The 22,558-nt window shown below is 71.5% G+C and carries 18 protein-coding genes; 4 read left to right on the forward strand and 14 right to left on the reverse strand.

The genetic code is table 11. From position 1 onward, the window contains the following. Nucleotide 1 precedes the first annotated feature (1 nt). The 6 genes from ACFCZ1_RS26795 to ACFCZ1_RS26820 are packed head-to-tail and all read right to left on the reverse strand — an operon-like array spanning nucleotide 2 to nucleotide 6,935. The gene (locus tag ACFCZ1_RS26795) at nucleotides 2-1,552 is read right to left on the reverse strand and encodes a type VI secretion protein (RefSeq protein WP_376680820.1); all 1,551 of its coding nucleotides are present in this window, start codon (nucleotides 1,550-1,552) and stop codon (nucleotides 2-4) included. Continuing rightward, nucleotides 1,552-3,072, reverse strand: coding sequence for an SCO6880 family protein (locus ACFCZ1_RS26800; protein WP_376680821.1), 1,521 nt, complete (start codon nucleotides 3,070-3,072; stop codon nucleotides 1,552-1,554). Before ACFCZ1_RS26800 ends, ACFCZ1_RS26795 begins: the two co-directional genes overlap by 1 nt. A gap of 1 nt (nucleotide 3,073) precedes the next feature. After that, the gene (locus ACFCZ1_RS26805) at nucleotides 3,074-4,912 is read right to left on the reverse strand and encodes a hypothetical protein (protein WP_376680822.1); all 1,839 of its coding nucleotides are present in this window, start codon (nucleotides 4,910-4,912) and stop codon (nucleotides 3,074-3,076) included. Further along, nucleotides 4,902-5,678 carry a hypothetical protein gene (locus tag ACFCZ1_RS26810; RefSeq protein WP_376680823.1) on the reverse strand — a complete coding sequence of 259 codons (777 nt, stop codon included), beginning with the start codon at nucleotides 5,676-5,678 and terminating at the stop codon, nucleotides 4,902-4,904. Before ACFCZ1_RS26810 ends, ACFCZ1_RS26805 begins: the two co-directional genes overlap by 11 nt. A gap of 2 nt (nucleotides 5,679-5,680) precedes the next feature. Beyond that, nucleotides 5,681-6,022 (reverse strand): hypothetical protein, encoded by a 342-nt coding sequence (locus ACFCZ1_RS26815; RefSeq protein ID WP_376680824.1) that lies wholly within the window; start codon nucleotides 6,020-6,022, stop codon nucleotides 5,681-5,683. Between the two features lie 16 nt (nucleotides 6,023-6,038). Further along, nucleotides 6,039-6,935 (reverse strand): hypothetical protein, encoded by an 897-nt coding sequence (locus ACFCZ1_RS26820; RefSeq protein ID WP_376680825.1) that lies wholly within the window; start codon nucleotides 6,933-6,935, stop codon nucleotides 6,039-6,041. 333 nt (nucleotides 6,936-7,268) lie between these two features. On the opposite strand from ACFCZ1_RS26820, the gene ACFCZ1_RS26825 reads away from it, so the two are divergent. Continuing rightward, nucleotides 7,269-8,318: an NlpC/P60 family protein gene (locus ACFCZ1_RS26825; protein ID WP_376680876.1), complete on the forward strand. Its 1,050-nt coding sequence runs from the start codon at nucleotides 7,269-7,271 to the stop codon at nucleotides 8,316-8,318. Then, the gene (locus ACFCZ1_RS26830) at nucleotides 8,315-8,932 is read left to right on the forward strand and encodes a hypothetical protein (protein ID WP_376680826.1); all 618 of its coding nucleotides are present in this window, start codon (nucleotides 8,315-8,317) and stop codon (nucleotides 8,930-8,932) included. The genes ACFCZ1_RS26825 and ACFCZ1_RS26830 overlap by 4 nt, the downstream gene beginning before the upstream one ends. Before the next feature lie 79 nt (nucleotides 8,933-9,011). Here ACFCZ1_RS26830 and ACFCZ1_RS26835 read toward each other — a convergent pair whose 3' ends face one another. The 7 genes from ACFCZ1_RS26835 to ACFCZ1_RS26865 form a co-directional block, all read right to left on the reverse strand. Further along, nucleotides 9,012-10,187 carry a hypothetical protein gene (locus tag ACFCZ1_RS26835; RefSeq protein ID WP_376680827.1) on the reverse strand — a complete coding sequence of 392 codons (1,176 nt, stop codon included), beginning with the start codon at nucleotides 10,185-10,187 and terminating at the stop codon, nucleotides 9,012-9,014. A gap of 514 nt (nucleotides 10,188-10,701) precedes the next feature. After that, nucleotides 10,702-10,929 carry a hypothetical protein gene (locus ACFCZ1_RS26840; protein ID WP_376680828.1) on the reverse strand — a complete coding sequence of 76 codons (228 nt, stop codon included), beginning with the start codon at nucleotides 10,927-10,929 and terminating at the stop codon, nucleotides 10,702-10,704. Nucleotides 10,930-10,954: 25 nt separating this feature from the next. Next, a complete protein-coding gene (gene mobF / locus ACFCZ1_RS26845) occupies nucleotides 10,955-14,866 on the reverse strand; it encodes a MobF family relaxase (RefSeq protein WP_376680829.1) in 3,912 nt (1,303 codons plus the stop codon). A gap of 189 nt (nucleotides 14,867-15,055) precedes the next feature. Continuing rightward, nucleotides 15,056-15,802: a hypothetical protein gene (locus ACFCZ1_RS26850; RefSeq protein WP_376680830.1), complete on the reverse strand. Its 747-nt coding sequence runs from the start codon at nucleotides 15,800-15,802 to the stop codon at nucleotides 15,056-15,058. 62 nt (nucleotides 15,803-15,864) lie between these two features. Next, nucleotides 15,865-17,391, reverse strand: coding sequence for a hypothetical protein (locus ACFCZ1_RS26855; RefSeq protein ID WP_376680831.1), 1,527 nt, complete (start codon nucleotides 17,389-17,391; stop codon nucleotides 15,865-15,867). Then, on the reverse strand, nucleotides 17,384-18,142 hold the full coding sequence (locus tag ACFCZ1_RS26860) for an AAA family ATPase (RefSeq protein WP_376680832.1): 759 nt from the start codon (nucleotides 18,140-18,142) through the stop codon (nucleotides 17,384-17,386). The genes ACFCZ1_RS26855 and ACFCZ1_RS26860 overlap by 8 nt, the downstream gene beginning before the upstream one ends. Continuing rightward, nucleotides 18,143-19,723, reverse strand: a complete 1,581-nt coding sequence (locus ACFCZ1_RS26865; RefSeq protein WP_376680833.1) for a Mu transposase C-terminal domain-containing protein — start codon at nucleotides 19,721-19,723, stop codon at nucleotides 18,143-18,145. It abuts the gene before it with no gap. A gap of 324 nt (nucleotides 19,724-20,047) precedes the next feature. On the opposite strand from ACFCZ1_RS26865, the gene ACFCZ1_RS26870 reads away from it, so the two are divergent. Together ACFCZ1_RS26870 and ACFCZ1_RS26875 are read left to right on the forward strand one after the other, a co-directional pair. After that, on the forward strand, nucleotides 20,048-20,899 hold the full coding sequence (locus ACFCZ1_RS26870) for a recombinase family protein (protein ID WP_376680834.1): 852 nt from the start codon (nucleotides 20,048-20,050) through the stop codon (nucleotides 20,897-20,899). 148 nt (nucleotides 20,900-21,047) lie between these two features. Then, entirely contained in the window at nucleotides 21,048-21,443 is a 396-nt protein-coding gene (locus ACFCZ1_RS26875) for a hypothetical protein (protein WP_376680835.1), read from the forward strand. 20 nt (nucleotides 21,444-21,463) lie between these two features. Here ACFCZ1_RS26875 and ACFCZ1_RS26880 read toward each other — a convergent pair whose 3' ends face one another. Continuing rightward, entirely contained in the window at nucleotides 21,464-22,489 is a 1,026-nt protein-coding gene (locus ACFCZ1_RS26880; RefSeq protein WP_376680836.1) for a transposase family protein, read from the reverse strand. Nucleotides 22,490-22,558: the final 69 nt, after the last annotated feature.

Genomic DNA, 22,558 nt, shown 5'->3' on the forward strand with positions numbered 1-22,558 from the left:
GTCAGATCACCATCTTCTCGTCGGTCTCGAAGAGCCGTTCCTCGGTGCGGGAGAGCATCAGCTGGACGGCGTGCCCGCCGCCGCGGCCGACCTTCCACAGGGCGCGGCCGCGCTGGCCGGCGCCCCAGGAGCCGATGAGGCGGCATTCGGAGTCGGTGAGTCCGATGGCCTCGCGGGTGATCTGGAGGGGCCGGGTGTCCTGGGCGAGCTGGATGCGGGTCTCGCAGGAGGCGATGAGGTCGCGGGCGATGGCGACGGCTTCGGAGCCGGCCGCGCCCACGCTCTCGAAGTCGGAAAGACGGTGGGTGGCCAGGACCTGGATGGTGCCGGTTGCCCTGGACAGCCGGAGGTCGCTGTCGATCTTCTTCACCATCGTGGCCCCGCCGGAGCGCATCTGCCGCCACAGCTCGTCGCGGACGACGATCCACGGCTTCTGTCCGGGCTGGTCAATTGCCGATTGCGCCCAGGTCGAGACGCAGGACAGGACCATGGCGACGGTTTCGTCGCCGTATTCCTGCAGGGCGGAGATGTCGACGGACTGGATGGGGGCGTCCCAGTCCAGGTCGATGGAGGTCGCCTCGTCGAAGAGGCCGCCGAGGTGGCCGGTGACCATCCCGCCGAGGGCGGAGCGGATGGAGGCCATCTCCTCGCGGGCACGCTGGACTTCCCCGTCGCGGATGCGCAGCTCGCGGGCCATCGCGTCGGTGGGGTCGCGCAGGCGGTCGTAGACGAGCGGGATGGTGGGCACGGCGAGGCGGGTGGTGCCGTGGAGTTCGCCGGTGACCTCGCGTACGGCGACGTCGAGGGCCTCCTCCTCCTGGGGCTGCAGGGTGCGTCGCAGCTGGAGTTCGAGCAGCGCCTTGAGCAGGGTCAGGCGGCGGCGGTGGATCTCGGTGAGTCGGCCCCTGAGTTCGGCCGGGTCCTTGATCAGGTCCAGGCCGACACCGAGTGGGCCCGCGTCCAGGGGGTTCAGCCTCCCGGGCAGGCCGGGGCCGAGGCGTACGGGTTCGACGCCGAGGTGGCGGCACATGGCCTGGTACTCGCCCTTGACGTCCCCGGCGATCAGCGTGCGGTGCCCGAACGCCATCAGGCGCAGCGAGAGGGCTTTGACGTGCGCGGACTTACCCGATCCCGGGATCCCGGTGATCATCACATTGGGATTGGTGCACAGCCCTTCCTTCACCCAGACCGCGGGGTGGGCGCTGAAGGCCTCCGTGGTCAGGACGTTGCGGCCGATGTACGCGCCAATGGGCGGCAGGCTCGCCGCATGCAGGAACGGGTAGAGGCCGGCGGCGTTCGCCGTGTCCGCGCGTACGACTTCGGTGCGCGGCACGGCGGCGGCGCGGCCGGCGAACGGCTGGCTCCAGCCCTTCCTGGGAGCCACCCGCATCGAGGTCGCCGGGTCTTCCAGGAGGCGGGCGCGGCGCAGCTCGCGGGCGGTCCGCTGCGGCGGGAGCGATACGGGCGGGCGGTCGGCGACGCCGGCTGCCTCGTCGATGCTGATGGCGTCGAGGAGGGTGTCGCCCGCCGGGCGGCGGGAGAAGAGGCCCATCAGAACCCCATCCGCCGGTCGGGCAGCCCCTGGCCGAGAGGGAGGGCACCGGTGGCGAAGCCGGTGTCCTGGGCGCCCCACATGCGGCGCACCTCCAGCCCGGAGGCGGCGGCGTCCGCCTGCAGTTCGGCGCAGGCGGTCTCCAGCTCGTCGAGCTCGGTGACGGTCACGGTCAGGACGGCCGTCATCCGCATGACGCCCTGGCCGGAGGCGCGGGCGGCGTCCTGCCGACGGGAGATGGCCTCCTCGCGGCGCTCGTCCTCGCTCTCGTCCCGACCGGACTTGGCGCGCAGCACGCGGGCCGAGCTGCGCTTGGCCTTGTCGCGGGCCAGCTCTTGGCGGGCGCGGCGCGGGCCGATCGGCTCGTAGAGCAGGCTCATTGCCCGGCGGGCGTTCTGCCGGGGCCGCATCAAAGGCTGAAGAATCGTCGCGAACACCTCGGCCTGCGGCCAGGTGCGGACCTGATAGGACACCGACCATGCGCCGTCGTGCCGGTAGACGCCCCAGGCGGTCTCGGCGGCGGCGGGGCCGGCGAGATCGGGGTCGACGCCGGGCGCGGTGCCCGTCCAGCCGGGGGCCTGGGCGGCCGCGCCACGGGTGGCGAGCGCCTGCTGGGCCTCGGGGTCGTACGCGGTGCGCACGGTCTGGGCCACCTTGCGGGGCGGGAGCCACTCGACGACCTGGAGGCTCGCCGTCGACAGGCCCTGACCCATCGCGTGCAGTTCGCGTACGAGGACGGCCGCGGCGCCGACCTGCCCGCCGCCGGCGCCCTTGATGGCGAGACGGGCCCGGGAAGCGGAGAGGGTCACCGTCAGGTACGTCTCGCGGGTCGCGGCGGCCGGGCCGGCGCCATCCATCAGCTCGGTCAGCGCGGTCACGGCGGCGGTCGGCGCGTCCGCAGTCACGTGGCGGGCGGTCCAGGAGGCGAGGGCGGCGCCGTCGTCGGGCAGGCACCGCTGGTGCACGGCGATCCGGGTGACCGGGGAGTCCTCCGTGCAGTAGCCGCGCAGGAACTGCGCCCAGGTGGACACGCGGGCGGCCTGCTTGTCGGTGTCGACGAGGGCGAGGCCGGGGAAGGCGATGCGGGCGACGGCGCTGTAGGTGCCGGCCACGGGGTCGTGGACGACGCCGAGCTGTCCGCCCAGCCCGTCGGGGGCCTCCAGGATCCGCAGGCGGGCCAGAACTCCGGGCAGATCCATGGGCTGGCGGCCGGTGTCGGCGGAGCGGGGCGCGAAGGCGCCGGAGAAGAAGAAATTGCGTCGGGTAGCCACGGAGATCTGGTGCCTTACTGCGAGAGAGATCCATTCGTCGGCGCTGAGCCCCGCGACCCGCCCGAAGGCAAGAGCGAGCAGGAGCAGCGCGATCGGCACGCACACGAACGCGGCCTGCCAGCCGACGTTGAACGGCAGGAGCGCGAGCAGGGAGGCCGCGGCGACCATCGCGAAGCCGGGCCCGGACAGGCGGCCCATGAAGCCGGTCGTCTCGGACTGCCAGCCTCCGTAGGAAACGGGTTGTGACATCTCATCCCTCGTCTTGGGGGTCCGCAACGGGCCGCGGGGGGATCAGCGGTACCTCGGCCGGCGCGCCGGCCGGTACGGGTGCGGGTCGGGAGGACGGCTGTCGGCGCGGCGGGATGACCACGTGCCGGCCGCCGCCCCCGCCCTGTTCGAGGCCCGCGTGGGCGGCGGTGCTGCCCAGCCCGGACTCCAGGGAGTCCTTTCCGGCTGCCACGACCTGCAGGCCGAAGGCCGCCATGCCGATCGCCCGGCCGCCGAAGCGGGCGGCGGACTTGGCGGCCCCGCCCCCGCCGCCTCCGGCTGCGGGGGCGGCCGTGGGCGTGGAGTTCTCCGACTCCAGGGCCTTGGTGTAGCCGGCGCCGCCGCCGACCGCGCCGGCGCCGCTGGGCTCCGGGCGGTACCCGCCGGTCATGGAGGAGGCGGAGGAGCCTACGGAGCTGAGCCATCCCGAGGCCATGGCGCTGCCCGAGCCGTTGGTCGTGAACGTCATGAACTTCGCGAGGGCCGGCCAGCACAGCGCGGCCGCCAGGAACATGACGAAGCCCACGAGCATGTTCTGCACGCCCTTGCCCTCGGACATGGCGAAGAATCCGATGGAGAAGCAGGCGACGATCGCGGGCTTCATCAGAACCAGGGAGATGAAGGCGTTACGGGCCTTCGGCCACCACTCGGAGGTTGCATCGGAGAGCTGCCCGGCCAGGGTGATCGGCATCGTCGCGACGATGAGCATGATGCCGACCTGGCGCATCAGGATCTCCACCCACAGGGCCGCGATCGCCAGGATGCAGACGATGCCGACAACAATGACGACCCCGACCGCGGAGACGGCCACGCCCTCGCCGCTGATGAGCGCGCCGCCGACGGTGGCGGTGCCGCCGCCGCCGGTGATCAGACCGCCGAACAGGGTGCCGAGCTGCTTCTGCATCGCCTCGGTCGCGCCGCTGCCGCCGCCATCAAAGGTCTTGGTGATGATCCACGTCGACAGGGCGTCGGACCAATTCAGCGCGGTCTGGGCCACGACCCAGTACACGGAGGAGATGAACGCCCACTTAGCGAGACCGATCAGCGCGGTCGCGGCCGGTCCGCCGTTGTGGCTGACCGCGACCTTCCCGAACTGGATCAGGAGCAGGAAGACGGCGAGCACGGCGGAGAGCGAGGTCATCATCAGCGTGAACTTGGCGATGCCGACATCGCCGAGGTTGATGGAGGAGTTGTCGTTGAAGAGCTCCGCGAACTCGCTCAGCAGCCAGACGACCGACTTCCCGATGTAGGAGGCTGCCTCCTTCAGGGCGTTGGAGGCGAACTCGGAGAACTTGCCCGCGACCCATTGCATCGGGTCCTTGTAGGTGTCCGGGAACTTCCTCTCGCCGTACCACATGCATGCCGTGAACGGCTTCTTCTCGTTCACCACACAGTTGGTCAGGTATTCGTTGAGCTTCTCGTAGTTCGCGGCCTTCTTGTCCGCGCCCTTCCGCCATCTCTCCAGACGGCGGACCTCGGCCTCGTTCTGATCAGCGTCGCTGCACTCGGTCGCGCCGTTGCCGTCCGCGCCCTCGCAGGGGATCGTCCTGCCGGGGATGGGCGGGTCACCGGGGCCTGGCCTGTGGCACTTGTTGATGTCGGCGATCTGGTCGACCAAGCAGTATTTGCCCTGCGGGTCGAGGCCGACGATGTCCTGCTCCCACTCCTTCGGGATGGGGTCGGGCGGACCCACCTTCGAGTGGTACGTCGGATCGTCGGCCGCGACGGCGATGGACAGGCTCGCACCCACGCTCAGGAAAGCGAGCAGGGCGCAGAGCAGGACCAGGGCACGAGAGGCGCGCTGTAAGCGGTCAGCCTGCATGGAGGACCTGCACCCATCCGTCATTCCAGGCGACCCGGCTGGTGGGCTCGTAGGCCACGGGGAAGGTCCGCAGAGAGTCGAATTCGTCGGTGAACTTCCAGGCACCGTCCTGCCACTTCACTACGAAGTCCACCGTCTCGCCGCGCAGCGGGTTCTCGTCCACGCCGCCCTTGGGGCCGGTGGCGAAACGGTCGTAGGAGAGCCAGACCTGCATCACGTGCCCGACCGGCTGGCCGGGTGCGTGGACGGTGGTGGCCCGGGTGGCTTGCACGGAGGTGGTGAAGCTGATGTCGGCCGGGATGCCGCCGGAAGGGGGCAGGCCAAGGCCTTCACGCATTTTGCGGATCTCGGAGACCCGCTTGTCGGCGTAGCCAGGGGAGTCCTTGGAGGCGACGGCGTTGAGCTGCTGGGCGGCCTTCTCGTCGTCGAGCCAGGCGTATTCCTCCCAGAAGTAGACGACAGCGGAGATTCCGCCGCTGGGAGAGGCCGGGAAGCCGGTGGACACCCCTTCCTTCTGGCCTGTGGGCTTGCTGAGCGTGGTCTTCTTCCCCTTCTCCGGGGTCATGGGGCCCCCGGAGAAGGCGCTTCCCGTCGGCGAGGGACTGGCGGAGCCCGAGGGGCCGGCCTGCGGCTTTCCCCCGGGTTCGTCCCGCATCAGGCTGGCGACGGTGAATCCGCCGGCGACCAGGAGGGCGGCAACCGCGATGACGATGGCGGCAAGGACGAGCCGGGCTCTGCGGGCCTTGAGCCCGTTCGAGGAGTCCACGCTCAGGCGCTCGTCATGGTGAAGACGGCCAGGACCAGCGAGGACGTCAGCCCGATGCCGCCCGCGCCGATCAGGCTCCACAGCACGCTTTGCTTGCCCCTGGCGGCCAGTGCTGCCCGCTCGGTGTTGTGGCCGATCGCGACCAGGGCCCAGCCGCTGAGTCCGCCGAGGACCGCGAGGGCGAGGCCTCCGCCGGCGGTCCAGGCCAGGATCGTCTTGGTCGGGTTGTTGACCGCGGTGGGAAGCGCCGGGTCGAAGTCGGGCACCGGTCCCACACCGTCGGCGAGGACGACCAGGCCAGGGTCGGTGGCAAGGCTGTGCAGATTCATCAGGAACTGGCTCATGTTGGGTGATTCCTCGTCAGACGGCAGCAGGGACTGCAACGGCGGGGAGCGGGGCGGGCTGCGGAGCATCGGGCAGCGGGTCGCCGAAGGATTCGTGGGCGGCGGCAAGCACGGCGGTGACCAGCTCCCGGGCAGCCTGCCGGGTTCGCGTCCGGATCCGGACCGGCTGAGCCTGGAGTCCGCTGGCGCGGATGTCCGCGTCGTGGGGCAGGTGGACCACGGCGGCCGCACGGGCGGAGAGCATGGTGGCGGCTGCTCGGACAACGGCGGGCGGGCGTCCGTCCGCGGTGGCGGCCAGGACTACCACGGTGCGCTGCAGCGGCAGGCCTTCGGCGTGCAGCACCATCACGGCTTGCTGGAGAGCCTGCATACCGTCGGCGGTGGCCTGGGCGCACAGGACCGGGATGGCAAAGGGCAGGTCGCACCAGGCTCGGGTCACGCTCGGGGATCCTGAGCACCGGGCCGCGAGGAGGTCGTACGCTATCGGGTGGGCGGTGTCCGCGACGACGACCTGCCATCCGCCGGCGGCGGCCAGCTGGTACCAGGCGGCGGGTTCGGGCGGCAGGCTCAGCGGGGCTGCATGCCACTCGCGTCCGTCGGTCACCACGTGCCAGCCGCTCTCGGCGGCCCGGCGTAATGCGGCGGCGTCCCGGACCGCACCACGCGTCAGGGGCCGGTCGTGCGGGAGCGCAGCGAGACCGCCGGCCTGTGTCCCGCCGCTCCACGTAGGCCAGGGCGAGGCAAGGCGGGGCGCCATGTCCAGCACGACAGTGTCTGCCGCCGCTGCCAGTTCATCAGCGAGGAGGTGCGCGACGGTGGAGCGCGCACTGCCTCCGGCTGCCGCCATCACCGGCACGACCAGCCGCGCGGTCTCGGGCGGCCCCCAGAGCGGCGAGTTGCCCCTTTTACCCATGATTCCCCCAAAACGCGCCACGCAAAGCCGTCGCAAATGTGAATTTCACACGGTCACGACTCGAAGGCGAAACGCATCGGCACCTTACACCGGCCATTCCGTATTGACTGAGGGATATTCAGCGACCCCTCTCGCAAGCAGAGATGGCATAGTGTCACGATCTGCCATGCGATCCCAGATGGATCAAATACCGGCCATGATGGCTGAATTGAATCTTCGTGGGCGCAAATCAGGGGGACGGCCGGGGGGAATTGGATGGGGGCGAAGCGGTGGCTGGGGGTAGCTGTTGCAGGGGTGCTGGCCACCCCTCTCGCTTTGGGGATTGGCGTCGTGATGCTCATCTCCGCGCTAGCGGAGGATGACAGCAAGGGACGCGGCGTCGGCACGTGGCCGACGGCCGGCTCCTTGCGGATCGGCGGACCCGACGGGGTTCCGGCGGAGTATGCGCCGCTGATCCTCGCCGCCGCCGCCAAGTGCAACGAAGGGTTACCGCCAGCCATCCTGGCTGCCCAGATCTGGGCGGAGTCGAACTTCGACCCCACCGCGATCTCCTACGAAGACCCGAAGACAAAGAGCAGGCCCATCGCGTTCGGCATCTCCCAGTTCATCCCCGACACATGGGCGGTCGAGGGAATCGACGGCGACGGCGACGGCGACCGCGACGTCATGGACCCCCGGGACGCCATCCCGAGCCAGGGCTCCATGATGTGCGGGCTGCTGAAGGACGCGAAGAAGCACCCCGACTACTCCGGCAGCCCTATCGAACTGGCGCTCGCCGGGTACAACGCGGGCTTCGGCGCCGTGGAGCGTTTCCGCGGCGTACCCCCGATCGGTTTCGCCGAGGGGCAGACGTACAACTACGTCAAAGCGATCATGGCGCAGTCGGTGAAGTACACCGCGGCCTTGAGCGGAGGCGGCACCGTTGACCTTCCGGCCGGCTTCGAGCTGCCGCCGGACACCCCGCCCCAGGTCCGCACCGCCGTCGCCTGGGCCCTGGCGCAGAAGGGCGGCTGGTACCAGCTCGGCGGCGACTGCACCGACGCCCTCGGCTCGAACTCGCAGCACTGGTGCGACTGCTCCTCGTTGATGCAGCAGGCGTACAAGGCGGCCGGCATCTCGATCCCCCGCGTGACCTTCGACCAGATCAACCTGCCCATCCAGGTCGGCCTCGACAGCCCGAAGCCGGGCGACCTCGTCTTCAACGCCGGCTCGGACGGCTCGGCCGCCAGCCCCGGCCACGTCGGCATGTACATCGGCTCGGGCCTGCTGACCGAATCTCCGCGGACCGGCGTCCGCACACGGATCGTCCCGTACAGCAGCTGGCGCAACTCGACGAACTACATGACGCGGGCGACGGGCATCCGCCGGGTGGTGGCCTGGTGACCGACACGAGCACAGGGGCTTCCATGCACGATCAGACCCTCTTCCGCCCCTGGGGCGTCGTCGACCCAGGGTTCTGGGCAGGCGCGGAAGCCGAAGAGAGCCCTGTCTCCCCTGCCGAGGCCCCTGAGGCCATCGAAACCGCTGCCGCCGCCGTGAGTGGTGAAGTCGCCGAACAGCTGGCTGCCATTCAGGCGGCCGCCTCCGTCGACCTCGTGCATGCGAACGTCCTCGCCGAGGAACTCGACGCAAAGACCACGGCCGCGCGCGGCGAAGGGCACATCGAGACGGTCCGGGTCCGTGAGGTCCGTGCCTACCTCGCCCTCCTGACTGGTCACCATGAGACCGCGGTGGCCTGGTACCTCCACGTCGTCCGCCTGCACGCCAGCCTCCATGGGCCGGAGCACACCGAGACGGTTCTCGCCGTCCGCCGGGCGTACAGCATGTGGAAGGCGCTGCCAGCCGCGGATGCGGCCCGTCTCGCAGAGGGTCTGATTGAAGCCTTCGCCGAGCTGCAGGGGGCGGGGGCGGAGGCGGTTCCCAGGATGCGGGAGCACCTCCTGCTGCTCCAGCGGTCCGGTGGCGGCCGGCTTGCCGCGACGGCGCCCACACCGTGAGCCGCAGCCGCTGGACGATTCACCGGCCGCGTCCAGCAGTGGCGGGGTGGTTTGTCGGCGGTCCAGGCCACGGTCAGCCTCAGCCGCCGGCTGGGTAGCTCGACAGCCGGCTGCCATCCAGGACCAGCCCCACGTAGGTGTTGACGAGGAGCGGTGCAGCTTCCGGCTTGGTGGGCATGTCCATGCCGGTCCGCGCGTCCAGAGCGACGGGGCCGCCCACTCCGCGGCCGTAGATCCGCCCGTGCCAGACCGCGGTTACCGTCGGGGGCTTGCGGCCCTCCTCGCCGTCCTTGAGGGCCCACAGCAGTTGCCCGGTGGCCGGGTCCACCGCGACGACCGCGAAGGAGTGCGTGCACACCAGTGTCTGGGCCTGGTCGTGGGTGCAGCTCATCGAGCCGAGCCCCGGGGGCATGTCGGCGCGGACCTGCCCGCTCGTCACGTCCAGCAGTTGGTCGCCCTTCTTGCCGTCGGGCCGTTGGCCCTCGACCCGGACCGTGGAAGGCCCGGCCCCGTCCATGGCCGCGTTATACGTCTTCTCCCCGCGCCACTTCTCGGTGCCGGTGGTGAGATCGACCCCGAGCGGGAAGGTGGTGAGGGGCTCGGCATGGAGCAGGCCGGCGGCCATCCCGGCGCCGACCCTTTTGACCTCCAGATCGGGCTGGGTCCAGCGCAGGGCGTGGGAAACGGTGTCGATGCCGTACGACACGGCGCTGTCGCTGCCGGTCACGGTGACCACCGCCATGCCGCTCTCCGCCCCGACGGCCGCGACCTTGACCTTGCCGGAGGACTGGAGCGCCCACTCGGGCAGATTGATGTTCGTCCGCCAGGTGGCCTTGTACGGGGGTGCCGTGCTGACGGCGATGAGCTCGACCATCGCGCCTCTGGTGTGCGTGCCTGAGGCGGGCACCGCCAGCAGGAAGGGCACCAAAACCTCGTTGCCCGCCATGACCGGCGGCAGGATGTAACCGTCGGAGTCCTTGCGCAGCGTTTCGCCTCTGGCCGTCTCCTCGCCCACGGTGCGGCCGCTGGCCAGGTCGATGACCTGCACGTTGGTGGGGGAGGCAATGAAGGCCCGGGTGTCGTGAAGGAGGACTGGCAGGTCGGTGCCGCCGCCGCGGATCTGCCCCGCCAGATTGACCCGGCCCTTCGTGGCCGCCTCGGGCAGCGGCACCTGCCCACGCGCGTCAAACCAGGACGGCGGGTCGTGCGCCACCAGCTTCGGTCCCGCTGACGGCGCCAGCGTGCTCGCCGCCACCGGCGGCGTGCTGCTGCTGGGCTTGGCGTCATCGGCTCCCGGACCGCACCCGGCAACCAGACCAGCGGTCAGAGACAGAGCGAGCGCTAACGGCCGCACAGGAGCACGCACAGGTACCTCACTTGGAGTCGGCAGAGGGTGATGATCACGTTACGCCTCGGCGCCTCGCGGGCCCGGCACGATGGGAGGATCTGGCCGCCCCCGCTATGTCGGTGCCTGAGCGGCGGGGTTCCCTCGTTGGGCGGCAGACGTAGTCCAGTGCGCCGTTCGTCGGCTGTCCAGGATCGGGCTTGCCCGACCGCCGCAGGCGGCGCCGGAGGTGTCCTGGATGGCCGGCGGGCGGTGTGCTGCCCTCCGGGAGCCGACCGACGAGGGGGCCACGCCGCGCCCGCCCCTCACCACCCACCGGCCGTCAGGCAGGCCCCCACCCTCCGCAGGGTGGCCGGGGGTGTGGGGGCGGAGCCCCCGCAGCTGTGACCGGCACCGGCCGCGGACACGAGTCCGCGGCGAGTTCTCAGGCTGAATCCCCCCAGGTGCCGCCGTACTTCGGCAGCCGTCGCCGAGCGGCCTTGATCTCCTCTGGGGTGACGCCGAGGGCGACCGCCTTGTCGGAGATACGCTCCGCTTCTGCGAGGGCCTCACCTGCTTCCCGGGACCCAAGGCCATGGTCACGAAGGGCCTTCGCTGCGAAGGCGCCTGCCTCTGCTGCGCGGAAGGCCAGCTCGGTGTTCTCAGTGGTCAACGTCTCCTCCTTAGGGATCAAACTCTTACGGTCGTGGCGGCTGGCTCCCGCGGTCCGTCCCGGCTCCGGGCCTGGAGGGCACCTGGGACTGCTGGGAGGAGGAAGGAGTCCACGCGGTCCGCGGACGGGGTGTCTGACTTTGCGGTCCTCGCAGGGCGGCGGCGCGCTCGTCAGCCTCGCGGGCATGCCGTATGGGCGCCGCGGCCTGCATCTCCTCGCGCAGGGCGTTCTCCTGCTGCATCTCCACCACGCTCGCGCGGTGCCGCGTGGCCGCCGTGCGCTGGGATCGTGCACTGACCCGTAGCTGCTGGACGTCCTCGGCGACGCGGGTGTCGAGGCGAGCGGCCAGCACGGGTACGCGCTGCTCCATCGCCTCCAGGACAGCTTCCATCGCCTGGACGTCCTTGGGCGGGATCGGGGTCCCGCCCTGCGCGAGCAGGGAGATGTGCGGGTAGGCGGTGAGGGCCTGCCAGCCCTCGCGCAGCGCCTGAGCGGAAGCTCGCGAGGCCCGCTGAACCTCGTCGATCGCGGCCGCGTGCTGCTGCTGGTACTGGGTGGCGAGTGCCAGCGTTTCCTTCCGGCTGGTGCCGGCCAGCCGGAGAGCTATCCGGCCCTTCTGCGCGGACTGCTCGATCCGGTCCAGGATCCGGCGCATCGACTCGGCATGCAGCTCCGCCGCAGCGTGGCGCGCTGCTTCTTCTCGCGCCCTCTGCGTCCAGCCACCGGACCGGGACAGGACTTCGTACGCCTCGGCGGCAAGTGCCCCTCCCGGGGTGACCGGGGCGTCCAGCCTGCTCTGCTGTTCACCGGCCTGGCGCTCGTGCTCGGCGGCCCGGTGCTCGGCGCGCTGCGCGGCAGCGGTCTCCTCGGCTGCCCGGGCAGCCAGGTGCTGTGAGGGAAGGTGCCCGTACGGGCGCTGCTGCCACGGGGTGTAGGCAGGCTCTTCCCTGACCAGGGTCCGGGCGGCCGGGATGCGGGTGAGCTCGTCGGTGACCATGGTGTCTTCGGCGTCGGCCTGCAGGATGCGGCCGTACGCGGCGACCGCGCGGTCCAGGCGGTCGGCGTCGGTGCGGACCGGCCCGAGGGCGGCCCGGGTGGGGTGGTCCTCCAGCTCGCCGAGCGGCAGGTAGAGGTGGCTCTCCTGCCGGGCCCGGGACATTGCCGGGTAGAGGCTGTGGGAGTCGGCATGCAGGCCGTAGGCGATGGCGACTTCGGCGGTGAGGCCCTGCGCGGAGCCGATCGTCATGGCGTAGGCGTGGGTGAGGCGGCCCTCGGCGATGTCGCGGGCGGACATCCAGGCCTCGTTCATCACGAACCCGCCGGCCGGCTGGGAGCGGCGCCACTGGACGAGAACACCCTGCTTCGCGTTCACCTCCAAGACGATGCCGCGGAAGCCGTTGAGGACGTCGACCGCGGACTCGTCGCGCCGGCTGCGGTAGTCGTTGCGGCGAATGTGGACCAGGTCCCCAGCAGCGAACTGAATCCGTCCTCCGCCCGCGACCGCGTACGTACGTCCCTCCGCAAGTTCTCCGGAAGCGACGAGCGCGGCGCGGGCACCGGCGTTGAGGGCGGCGACGTCCGCGCGGCGGGCGGCGAGCAGCAGAAGGTCGGAGACCTGTCCGTGGGGGTCACCGGCCCAGCGGGTTCGCGTTTCATTCCAGGTTCCGAGCATCGAGGTCAGGGCCTCGGTGGCGGTGTCCTCGGCGTGCACGCGGCCGTGTGCGGCGAAGGCGGCGAGCGCGCTGGTGCGGCCGCCGCTGCGCCAGTCCTGCAGGGCGGTCCGCTCCACGATGTCGCGCTGGCGGCGGTTCTCGGTGAGCTCCAGGCCGTCGACGATGCGGTGGACCCTCGCGAAGCCGCCTCCGATGCCGACCGCGCGCAGCTGGAGCGGGTCGCCGACGGTGACGACCTTGGTGCCGGTGTCGGCCGCGTGCCGCAGGAGTGCGGCGAGTGCCCGGTCGTCGACCATCGCGGCCTCGTCGATGACGAGCACGCCGACCCCGTGCAGGCCGCGGCCGCCGCTGACCTCGCGGGTCCACGCAGCGATGGTCTGGGACTCGATGCCCGCCTCGGCGGCCAGGTTCGCGGCGGCGACGGCCGCGGTGGAGGCGCCGACCACGCGCAGCCCGGCGGCCTCCCAGCCGGTGCGGGCGGCCTGCATGAGGGTGGTCTTGCCCGCGCCGGCGACCCCGATGACCGCGTCGACCGCGTGCCCGGCGGTCAGCAGCCGCAGCACCACGGCGCGCTGCTCGGCGCTGAAGACGAAGGGGCGGCCGTCGGTGGAGTTGGCGACCTCGACGGAGGAGAGCGTCATCTCGGCTGCCTCGGCGGTCAGCTGGGCCAGGTGCTGGTCCAGCCCGGCCGTGGCGCACTCGATCACGGTCTGCTCGGCGGCCACGACCGTGGTGTGCGTGTACCGCTGCCGGTGAGCGTGATGGCCACGGTTCGAGTCGGCCAGGCGGACCGCGTGCCCGCCCACCGCCAGGACTTCGTCCGTCAGCGCGGTCAGCTGCTGCACCAACAGCAGGTAGGGCAGCGTCTTCGCGACGGCCGCCATCACGTGCGTGTGAGAGACCGTCTTGCGGGACGCGGTCAGCCCGTGCTCGGCATCCCAGATCAGGGCCGCGATCTCGGCCGGACTCGGCATCCGCGGGCCGCCGCCCGCAGACAGCGGCGGCGCCGAACCGTCCCGTCCGGGCAGCGCGGCCGCGACCATCGCGTCGACCGCGGCCTCGCCGCCGAGTTCGGCGGCCGCCCGGGTGCGCCAGGCCTCCCTCGGCGCGCCGGGGCCGGCGTCCTCCTTGGCCTCCGCGCTCTTGCGGGCGGCCGTCTTCTGCTGCTCCCGCGAGGCGCCCTCGCCCGCCAGGTCGATGACCTGCTGGTGGCGCCGGGAGAACGCGTCGCGAAGGCCTTCGTCGACTCCGGCGAGCTCCCACGCGCCGGTGGTCTCGGAGCGCTCGAAGCGGGCCCCGTACGTCTCCGTGAGGCGGCCCCGGAGCCGTCCTTCGGCGATCTCGTTGATCAGGTGGGCGTAGCGGTGGAGGTCCTCGCCGCCGCCCGCTATGGTGCGCCACTTGCCGTCCGCGCACTTCGCCATGTGCGCGATGTTCACGTGGACGTGCAGGTGCGGGTCGCCAGGCGAGCCGTCCACCGGGCGCGCCGAACGGTGCAGGGTCGTCCAGCCGATCAGGCCGGACGTCTCCACCCGCTCAGCCTGCTGACCGTCCCCGTGGTGGCCGGCCATCCCGTATGCCGCCCACTCCTCCAGCGCGTCCACGGCTTCGGTGACGGACGCCAGCCAGTCCTCCTCAATTCGCCCGGCGAGCTCGGCGCCGGCCAGCCCGTAGGCGGCGGAGATGCTCTTCGGCAGATCGAGGGTGATGTCCACGCCTCGCAGGCCGACGTCGACGTGGTGCCGCATCCACTTCCTGGCTTCCGCCACCGTGTCCGCGCCGTACAACTCGTCGAGGGCGAGACCGGCGGCCGCGGCCAGGCGCTCGGCGTCAGCCAGCGGCAGCAGATGACTCTCGCCGTCGCGCAGGATGCAGCGCTCGGCCCGGTCGAACCGCTTCGCCAGCACGGGCCGGCCCAGGTACTCCGAGACCGTCTTCCCGGCCGCGGCCGCCGCCTCGGAGACAGCGTCCACGAGCACGCGCGCGGTGACCTTCCCCCGCGGATCGAGCGCCTTCTTCCGGGCGACCAGCTGCTCGCCGGTGCGCCAGTCCCGACCGTCCATCAGGGCGTGCGCGGCGTCCGGATCGACACGCTCACCGGCCACCAGATCCAGCTCGACGAGGCCCCCGCCGATCCACCGCAGGGCGCTCTCTCCGGCGAGCCGGTACTCGACCTGGGCGTCCTCGGCCCGGTCACATCCGCAGTCTTCGCTCAGCCGGTACTCGACCTGCTCGGGGGCGTAGATGGGAGTCGCGTACCCCACCTGCCCCCCCTCATCCGGTGCCAACCACATCGCGATCCATGATCGCGTATCGAAGATACCTGGAGTGCTAACGGACTTGGAAGTAGGGACGTCTTCGTCGGCTACAGATTCCTGCGGATGTGGGTGTCACACAGAGCGCTTGTCGTACGCATGTCGTACGCAGGGTTGATGTCAGTGGGATGCGCAGGGTTATGACAGTGGGATCGCAGAGTCCGTGTCAGTAGGCGGCGACGGCTCGGAGAGCATCCGAAGGCTGTAGAGCACGTTGTCGTGGAACCGGTCGATGATGTCGCCGCGGGTGACCATCTCGGCGGCGGCGAGGTCTTCAAGGGCCTGGCGCTGGGCGGCGTCGTGCGGGTCGATTCCGCCGTCGACCCAGACGCGGAGGAGGACCTCGGCCTCGGCGGGCTGGATCGGGCCGCGTACCGAGGCGTGCGGCTTCTTCCGCCCGGTCAGGGCGTCGACCTGGTACGAGTCGAGGACGTCGAGGCGCGGGGTAGCGGTGTACGCCTCGGGCGGGACCTGGCGCAGGACGAGCACGCCGCCGGCGTCGGGGTGAGCACGGGCGTAGTCGAGGGCGGCGTCGAGCCGGTGGCGGGTCCAGGACATGGCAGCGGCCAGGGCGTCGGTGGTGAGGGGACTGCCCGCGTGCGCGAGCGCGGTGATGACGGTGAGCGCGTCGTGGGCGGCGCCGGCCGGGCGTCGGTCGATGACCTGGCGGTGACGGGGCAGCTCGAAGAGTTCGTCGGAGCCGGGCATCAGGTCGGCCGGGTGCATGTCGAGGCGGCGGGCGAGTTCGAGCAGGACGCGGACGGGCAGGTCGGGGAGTTCGTCGAGGTCGATCTGGTGCTCGTGGACACCGAGGAGATCGGCGAGCTGCCAGCCGGTCATCCCGGCGGCCAGGAGGCGCCGCTTGATGACGTGCGATCTCTGCACCGAGTCGCGGCGCCTCTGGGGGCCCTCGCGGCGAAGGCGGCGGCTGGAGGAGATCGGCTCGGTCACAGGCGGCTGCGCACGTTGTCGCTGAGGGCGATGAGGTCCAGGCCCCGGTAGTGCATCCAGCCGGCGGCCGCGGCGTCGTGGGCGGTCTCGTCGCCGTGGCGGCAGTGGGAGCGGTGGAGCCAGGCCGGGTTGAAGTGGATGCGGTGGCAGGTGCGGATGACTGCTTCGCGCAGGTGGAGTTCGGGACTCGTGTTGCCCGGGTCCTTGTCGTGGATGAACAGGGGGTCGGTGTCGGTGGCGCCCTGGCTGCGGCGGTAGGCGAGGTGGGCGGCGACGAGCGGGGCGGCGTGCGCCGGCAGGAGCACGGGGTCATCCGATTCGAGGTGGAGGACCTGGAGGGCGTTGAGCTCGTGCGGGGTGTGGTGGTGGAACTTCCACCTCCAGGGGACGCGGAGGTAGCGGGTCTCCTCGGGCTCGTGCGGGCTGCCGGTGACGGGGAGGCGGACGCTGCTGCCGTCGGGGGCGGTGTTGCCGCAGGTGATGAGGCCGAAGCCGGTGGGTCCGTGGGAGAGGTGGATGGACAGGGCGGTCGCGGCGGCGGCTTCGGGCGGGGCGACGGTGCGGATCTTGCCGCAGACGCGTTCGGTGAGCCGGCTGAGCAGGCGGGTGGTTGGGGTGGCGCCGAGGGTCTCGTACTGCCAGCGCAGGAGGTAGCCGCGCAGGAACAGGGCGACCTGGACGGCGCGGAGCCGTACGAGGGCGTGGGCCTGGTCGGGGGCGGGGCCGATGCGGTGGTCGCGCAGGTAGAAGGTGAGGCGGGCACCTAGGGCTCGGGTGTGCCGGAGGCTGCCGGGGATGGTGTGGTGGCTGGCCAGGCCGCGGCGGCCCAGCCACTGGTCGGCCAGGTGGACCTCGCGGCCGTAGACCTCGTTCAGGGCGGTGAAGGTGTTGCCGGGGAGCTTCGCGCGGCAGTGGGCGAGGAAGACGGGGAAGTCCTGCATGGGCAGGACGGGGCCGACGCCTTCGGCCCACGGGGTCTTGGCGTCGGCGCGCAGGGGGTTGGTGAGGGAGCGGGGCGAGGGCGGGAGCTCGCGGGCGAAGGCGGCCAGGTCGATCGCCTGAAAGCGGTATCCGGCGTCGTGGAAGGTGCGCACGGGCGGTTTCACGTACGCGTCGTCTTCGGTGACGGGCCAGATGAGCCAGACGGTGGCGTCGGCGCGGGTGCCGAGTTCGGCGAGCAGGTCGAGGGCGCCGTCGGGGAGCCGGTGGGCGCGGTCGATGACGAGGTGGCGTGTCTGGTCGGTGGTCAGCCAGGCGGCGGCCTGGCGCCAGGCTTCGGGTGCGGGGGTGCGGTCGGCGAGCAGGGTGGCGGGGCTGCGGCCGGTGGCGGTGAGGATGTCGAGGGCGAGGTCGCTGGTGCGGCCGCCGGGGGTGGGGCGCACGACGAGCCGGCCGGGGCCTTCGACGGCGGCGAGGCGGTGCACGATGCGGTGGTCGTCGCCGGGGTTGCGGACGAACACCAGGCGGGGGCCGGGCGGCAGGTCTCGGTTGACGACGTGGGCTGCGGGCGCGGTCTCAGGCATACACGCCGCCGCCGAGGAGGGTGAGGGCGTTGTCGAGGACCTCGACGTCGATGCGGGGCCGGGCGGCGGCCTGGCAGAGTCCGGCGGCGGTGTGGGTGAAGGCGGCCCAGTCGCGCATGGTGCCCTGCCCGTACAGCTCGTCGATCTGCCGCAGCAGGGCGTCGTCCGCGCCGGTGTAGATGGGGTGGTAGTCCCGCATAAGGGCGGGGATCTCCTCGGCGGTCAGCGGGCGGAAGGGCAGGCGGCGGAAGACGCGGGAGCGGAGCATCGGTTCGCGGGAGAGGACTTCCCAGCAGCCGTCGCCGCCGACGTAGAGCAGGGCGAACTTCGTCTTCGGGTCGTCGTGCAGGTGCCGCAGCAGTTCGATGCAGTCGCTGTTGAGTCGCTGGGCCTCGTCCACGACGACCAGGCGCTTGGGGTGGGACAGCAGGTCCAGGAGCCGGTTGGTGATGTGGAACCGGTTGCGGGACTTGGGGGCCTCGATGCCGGTGAGCGCGGCCAGGAGGTGGTCGGCGACCAGGCGCATGGTCGGGCGGGCGGTGAAGGACAGCGCGCACACCGCGGGGCCGCCGCGGCGGGCCTGGTCCTCCAGGGCGGCCTCGACCGCGTACGTCTTGCCGGTGCCGGCCGGGCCGTGGATGACGCCGGTGGCGTTGTTGGCGACCAGGTCGTCCACGACGCGGTGGGCGAGCTGGAAGGTGCCGGTCGGCAGCGTCGCGGCGCCGGTCAGGTCGGCGAAGTGCCGGGGCATTCAGCTCTCCTCGTTGTTCTTGGTGATCGGGGTGATGCCCAGCAGGGAGGTGGAGGAGCGGGCGCGCAGGGCGGCGTCCAAGGCTTGGCGGGAGGAGCCGCGGCCGACCTTGTCCGGCACGAGCCGGGATTCGGCGGCCGGGTTGCCGTCGCCGGTCATCGGCGCCAGTTCGCGGCGGGCCCGGCGGGACGCCTTGCGGCGTTCGCGGCCGAGGCGGGCGGCCTCCTCGCGCTGCTGGAGGCGGAAGGCGTCGGTCTGCTCGGCGGTGAGCGTTCCGGTCGGCAGCGCGGTGCATAGGTGTTTGCCGCCCAGGTAGACCTCGATGGACCGGTCGTCGTGCGGCATGTAGCGGATCTGGACGACCTGGCCGACCCGTCCGTGGATCTCGGACGCGACGTAGGCGTGGCCGCCCAGGTGGATGCCGTCCTTCTGGATGGTGCGCTCGTCGCCGGCCAGCAGCAGGTGGCGCAGCTTGTCCGCGTCGATCCGGTGCAGAGGTGCCTCGTCCTCCTGCCAGGCCGCCAGCGGCGTACGGCCGGCCAGCATCCGGTGCGGGCGCTCGGTGTTGTACCAGCGCACCCACGCGGCGAGCCGCCCCACGAAGTCGTCCAGCAGCATGGGGCCGCCCGTCTTCTCGGCGGCGCGCTTGGCGGCCGGGCTGTCGCCGACCGGCCCGTACAGGCGGCCCGACGCGTCGCGGGGGCCGCCGGTGAAGCCGGGCATCAGGGAGATGAGGGTCTGCTCGATGGTGAGGTTGACCCGCTCGACCTTGCCCTTGCGGTGTGGGGTGAACGCCGGGAGGCGGTGGACGGTGACGCACAGCGCGGCCATCACGTCCTTGATGGTGGCGGCGGCGAACTCCAGGCCGCGGTCGATCCGTACACGGCTCGGTACCGCGCCGAACGGCGAGATGTCGGGGTCGTGGACCAGGGCCATGCGCATCGCGGTCAGGACCGTGCCCGCGTGCGGGCTGACCGCGAGGGACCAGCCCAGCAGGGCGCGGGTGCCGTCGTCGACGATCGTGGTCATCCACGGGGAGATCGGCTTGCCCTTGGGCGGGTGCACGAGGATCGGCAGCTGCTTGTGGTCCATCTCCCACACGCGGCCCCGGACCTCGTCCGGGCGCCGCAGGTACACCGACTTCGCCCGGCGCCCGGACTCGCCGACCTTCCACGCGGCCCGCTCGGCCGGGGTCAGCTCACGGTTGAACGCGACCTGCATCGTGCGGAGCGCGACCGGGGCGGCGCCCGCCCAGCCCTCGCGCAGAAAGTCGGGGACCGGGGCGCCGGCGGTGGTCCCGTCACCGTCGACCACGGCCTGGCGGGCGCGGTGCACGGCGGAGACGTTCCCCCGGTACAGGGCGTACGCCTCCCGATCCGTCTCGCTCAGCACGTACGGCTCGGGCCCGCGATGTTCAGGCACGCGGGTGTCGGCGGAGAGCCACCGCCACACCGTGCGCTCGCTGACGCCCAGGCCCTCGGCGGCCAGCCGCACGTGCGCGGCCGACAGCTGCTCGGCGTCGCGCAGCTGGATCAGCCGGGCCACCGCCGCAGCACGCTTCGACTCGTCCGCCCCCTCCATGATCGGAAGTCTCCGGCAGCGTCCCGAAACGTGTTCGGGACATCCGCCCCGTTCGCCCGTACGAGTGAACGAGGGGTGATCGGCGGGCAGTCGCCCCTGGCCCGTCCACGCTGATCACGACGGCGCGCGGTCCGGCCGGAACTCCGTATGGCCGCCGCTCGCCCGTGCGTCCCGGAATCGATCTTTTCCGGGACGCACGGGCGATACGGCGCCCGACCACGGGAGGCCGTCCCGAAAGGCGTCCCAGAACGTCGGGCGGGCGTGGCGATGCGGGATGCGTTTTCGGGACGGGCTGCTTCGCGCGGCCGGACGGGAGTGGAACACGTGAACGGCGACCTGGACGAGATCGCCCGCGCCGAGCTGGTCGAACGCGAGCCGTGCCCGCGGTGCGGGGCTCCGCCCGGCTCGCCGTGCCGGGCGAACTCCGGCGTCGTCGCCGTCGACTACCACACCGGACGCTACGGCAAGGTCCCCGCGCTGAAGTCCGGGCCCGCGATCCGCATCCCCGCCGCACGTGGTCCGGGCCGGCCTTGGCAGCCCAGCCCCGAACCCGACCTCGGCGTCGGCGGCGCGCTCGCACGGTCCGGCGACCGCATCGGCTACGCCCGCGTCTCCAGCAAGGGCCAGGACCTCGCCGGACAGGTCCGCCTCCTGAAAGACGCCGGGTGTGTCCGAATCTACGTCGAGAAGGTCGGCACCCGGGAGAAGATCCGGCCCGAGTACAACGCGGCCCTCGCCGACCTGCGCCCGGCCGACACCCTGACCGTCACCATGCTCGACCGGCTCGGCCGCAACATGGTCGAACTGATCACCTCCGCGCAGGACCTTGCCGAGCGCGACCACCGCCTGGAAATCCTCGGCGGCCCGCTGTCCGGCACGTACGACCCGCAGGGCGCCGGGAAGGTCCTGTTCGTGGTCTTCGCCGCGATGGCGGAGGTCGAGCGGGAGTTCATCCACGAGCGGACCCTGATCGGTCTGGACACCGCCGCCGCCAACGGCAACCACGGCGGCCGGCCGCCCGCGATCGACGGCGACATGCTGGCGGTCGCGCTCCGCCGCCGCGACGCCAAGGAGTCCGTCACCGCCATCGCCGAGCACCTCGGCGTCGGCCGCTCCACCCTCTACCGGACCCTCGCCGCGTACGACGAAGCCGCCGCCACCCTGGAGGACGCGTAACGGCAGCCGAACGATTCACAGTCCCCCGCCAAGGTACGAGGGCTTGTATCAGCCATACCATCAGCCGGAACAGAACATAGGTGCGCCAGGCCGCCACACTTCGAGCGCGGCACACACCAGACCACCGCCAGCCTGGGAGAACGACATCATGAGCAGATCACGCAACGGCACAGGCGGCTGGATCGGAGTCCTTGTATCCCTTATAGGGAGCTGCATCGGCGTTTTCGTCGTGCTCATGCTCTTTTTCGCTTTCGTGATCTACAAGTTCGGCATCGATGACGGGCCGTCATCAGAGCCCGCATCACGCCCTACCGCAACGACCGGGACCGTTACTCCACCCGCCTTCCCGGAAACAGAGGAAGAAGCGGAGTCAGATGACAACGGCGGGACGGGCAGCAAGGACCAGGGTCAGGTGGGCATCCAGTTCGGATACGCCTGCTCACCTGTCGGCGCTCTCGGCCTCGCCAAAGACGGACGTCCCGCCAAGTGCTTCATGGGCAAAGACGGCCTCCGCCGGTGGGGCTATGACTCGAATCGCGGATAGGGACCTCAGGGCCCAACGTCCTATCTGATCCACGAAGCACTCGTTGGCCCGGCAGGATGCCCAGCCACCTGCCGCAAGTAGACCGTGGTGCTGCCGGCAGCAGGCCACTGGTAAACCGGCCGCCGTGAAGGACCTCGCGCCGACCACCGGGCAGTCGCGCCACAGCCGGTCACTGACAGAACCCTGCGCAGCACTGACATCCACCCTGCGCCCGACACGATGAGTCCGGCGACGGCGTGGGCCCAGGGTCCGTCCTCGTCGGCGGACAACCGCTTGACGAACCGCTCGATGCGCATCGGCCCGCCTGCCTGGCCTTCGGCTGCCTGCTTGGCGGCCACCGAGTCCTTCACCGGTCCGTACAGCTTCCCGCCGGCGTCACGCGGTCCGCCGGTGAACCCGGGGAGCTGGGAGATCAGCATCTGCTCGATGGTGAGGTTCAGCCGCTCCACCTTGCCCTTGCGGTGCGGCTGGAACGCCGGGAGCCGGTGCATGACGACGGCCAAGCCGCCGAGCGCCGCCCCGACCGCGTCGGCGGCGAACTCCAGCCCGCAGTCGATCCGCACGCGCTCGGGCACCGCACCGAACGGCGAGATGCCCGGCTCGTGCAGCATGGCCATGCGCATTGCGGTGAACACGGTCCCCGACGTCGGGGTGACGGCGACGGCCCAGCCGAGCAGGGCCCGGGTGCCGTCGTCGACGACGGTGGTCATCCACGGGCAGATCGCCTTGCCCTTCGGCGGCAGCACGACCAGCGGGATCTGCTTGTGGTCCATTTCCCAGGTCCGGCCGCGCAGCGCGTCCGGGCGGCGCAGGTACACGGAGGCGGTGCGCCGGCCGGACTCGCCGGTCTTCCACGCCGCCCGCTCGGCCGGCAGCATCTCGGTGGCGAAGGCCTGGTACAAGGTGCGCCCGGCGACGGTCTTCGCCCTCGCCCAGCCGGCGGCGAGGAAGTCGGGCACCGGGGCGCCAGCGGTCCTGCCGTCGCCGGCCGTCACCGCGTGGCGGGCGCGGACCACGGCAGCGACGTTGCCCCGGTAGTTGTTCATGAGGGGCGGAGGTTTTTGAGGAAGTTGTTGAAGGCCCTGGACCCCCGTCGAGGGATCGTCGGCCGATCC

The organism is Streptomyces sp. NPDC056224, assembly GCF_042267665.1.
Lineage (GTDB): Bacteria > Actinomycetota > Actinomycetes > Streptomycetales > Streptomycetaceae > Streptomyces.

What these genes read in the sequence shown, in the direction of transcription:
- ACFCZ1_RS26795 (WP_376680820.1), bottom strand. Translation starts at nt 1,552, where the DNA reads ATGGGCCTCTTCTCCCGCCGCCCGGCGGGCGACACCCTCCTCGACGCC.
- ACFCZ1_RS26800 (WP_376680821.1), bottom strand. Translation starts at nt 3,072, where the DNA reads ATGTCACAACCCGTTTCCTACGGAGGCTGGCAGTCCGAGACGACCGGC.
- ACFCZ1_RS26805 (WP_376680822.1), bottom strand. Translation starts at nt 4,912, where the DNA reads ATGCAGGCTGACCGCTTACAGCGCGCCTCTCGTGCCCTGGTCCTGCTC.
- ACFCZ1_RS26815 (WP_376680824.1), bottom strand. Translation starts at nt 6,022, where the DNA reads ATGAGCCAGTTCCTGATGAATCTGCACAGCCTTGCCACCGACCCTGGC.
- ACFCZ1_RS26820 (WP_376680825.1), bottom strand. Translation starts at nt 6,935, where the DNA reads ATGGGTAAAAGGGGCAACTCGCCGCTCTGGGGGCCGCCCGAGACCGCG.
- ACFCZ1_RS26825 (WP_376680876.1), top strand. Translation starts at nt 7,269, where the DNA reads ATGCTCATCTCCGCGCTAGCGGAGGATGACAGCAAGGGACGCGGCGTC.
- ACFCZ1_RS26855 (WP_376680831.1), bottom strand. Translation starts at nt 17,391, where the DNA reads ATGCCTGAGACCGCGCCCGCAGCCCACGTCGTCAACCGAGACCTGCCG.
- ACFCZ1_RS26860 (WP_376680832.1), bottom strand. Translation starts at nt 18,142, where the DNA reads ATGCCCCGGCACTTCGCCGACCTGACCGGCGCCGCGACGCTGCCGACC.
- ACFCZ1_RS26865 (WP_376680833.1), bottom strand. Translation starts at nt 19,723, where the DNA reads ATGGAGGGGGCGGACGAGTCGAAGCGTGCTGCGGCGGTGGCCCGGCTG.
- ACFCZ1_RS26875 (WP_376680835.1), top strand. Translation starts at nt 21,048, where the DNA reads ATGAGCAGATCACGCAACGGCACAGGCGGCTGGATCGGAGTCCTTGTA.
- ACFCZ1_RS26880 (WP_376680836.1), bottom strand. Translation starts at nt 22,489, where the DNA reads ATGAACAACTACCGGGGCAACGTCGCTGCCGTGGTCCGCGCCCGCCAC.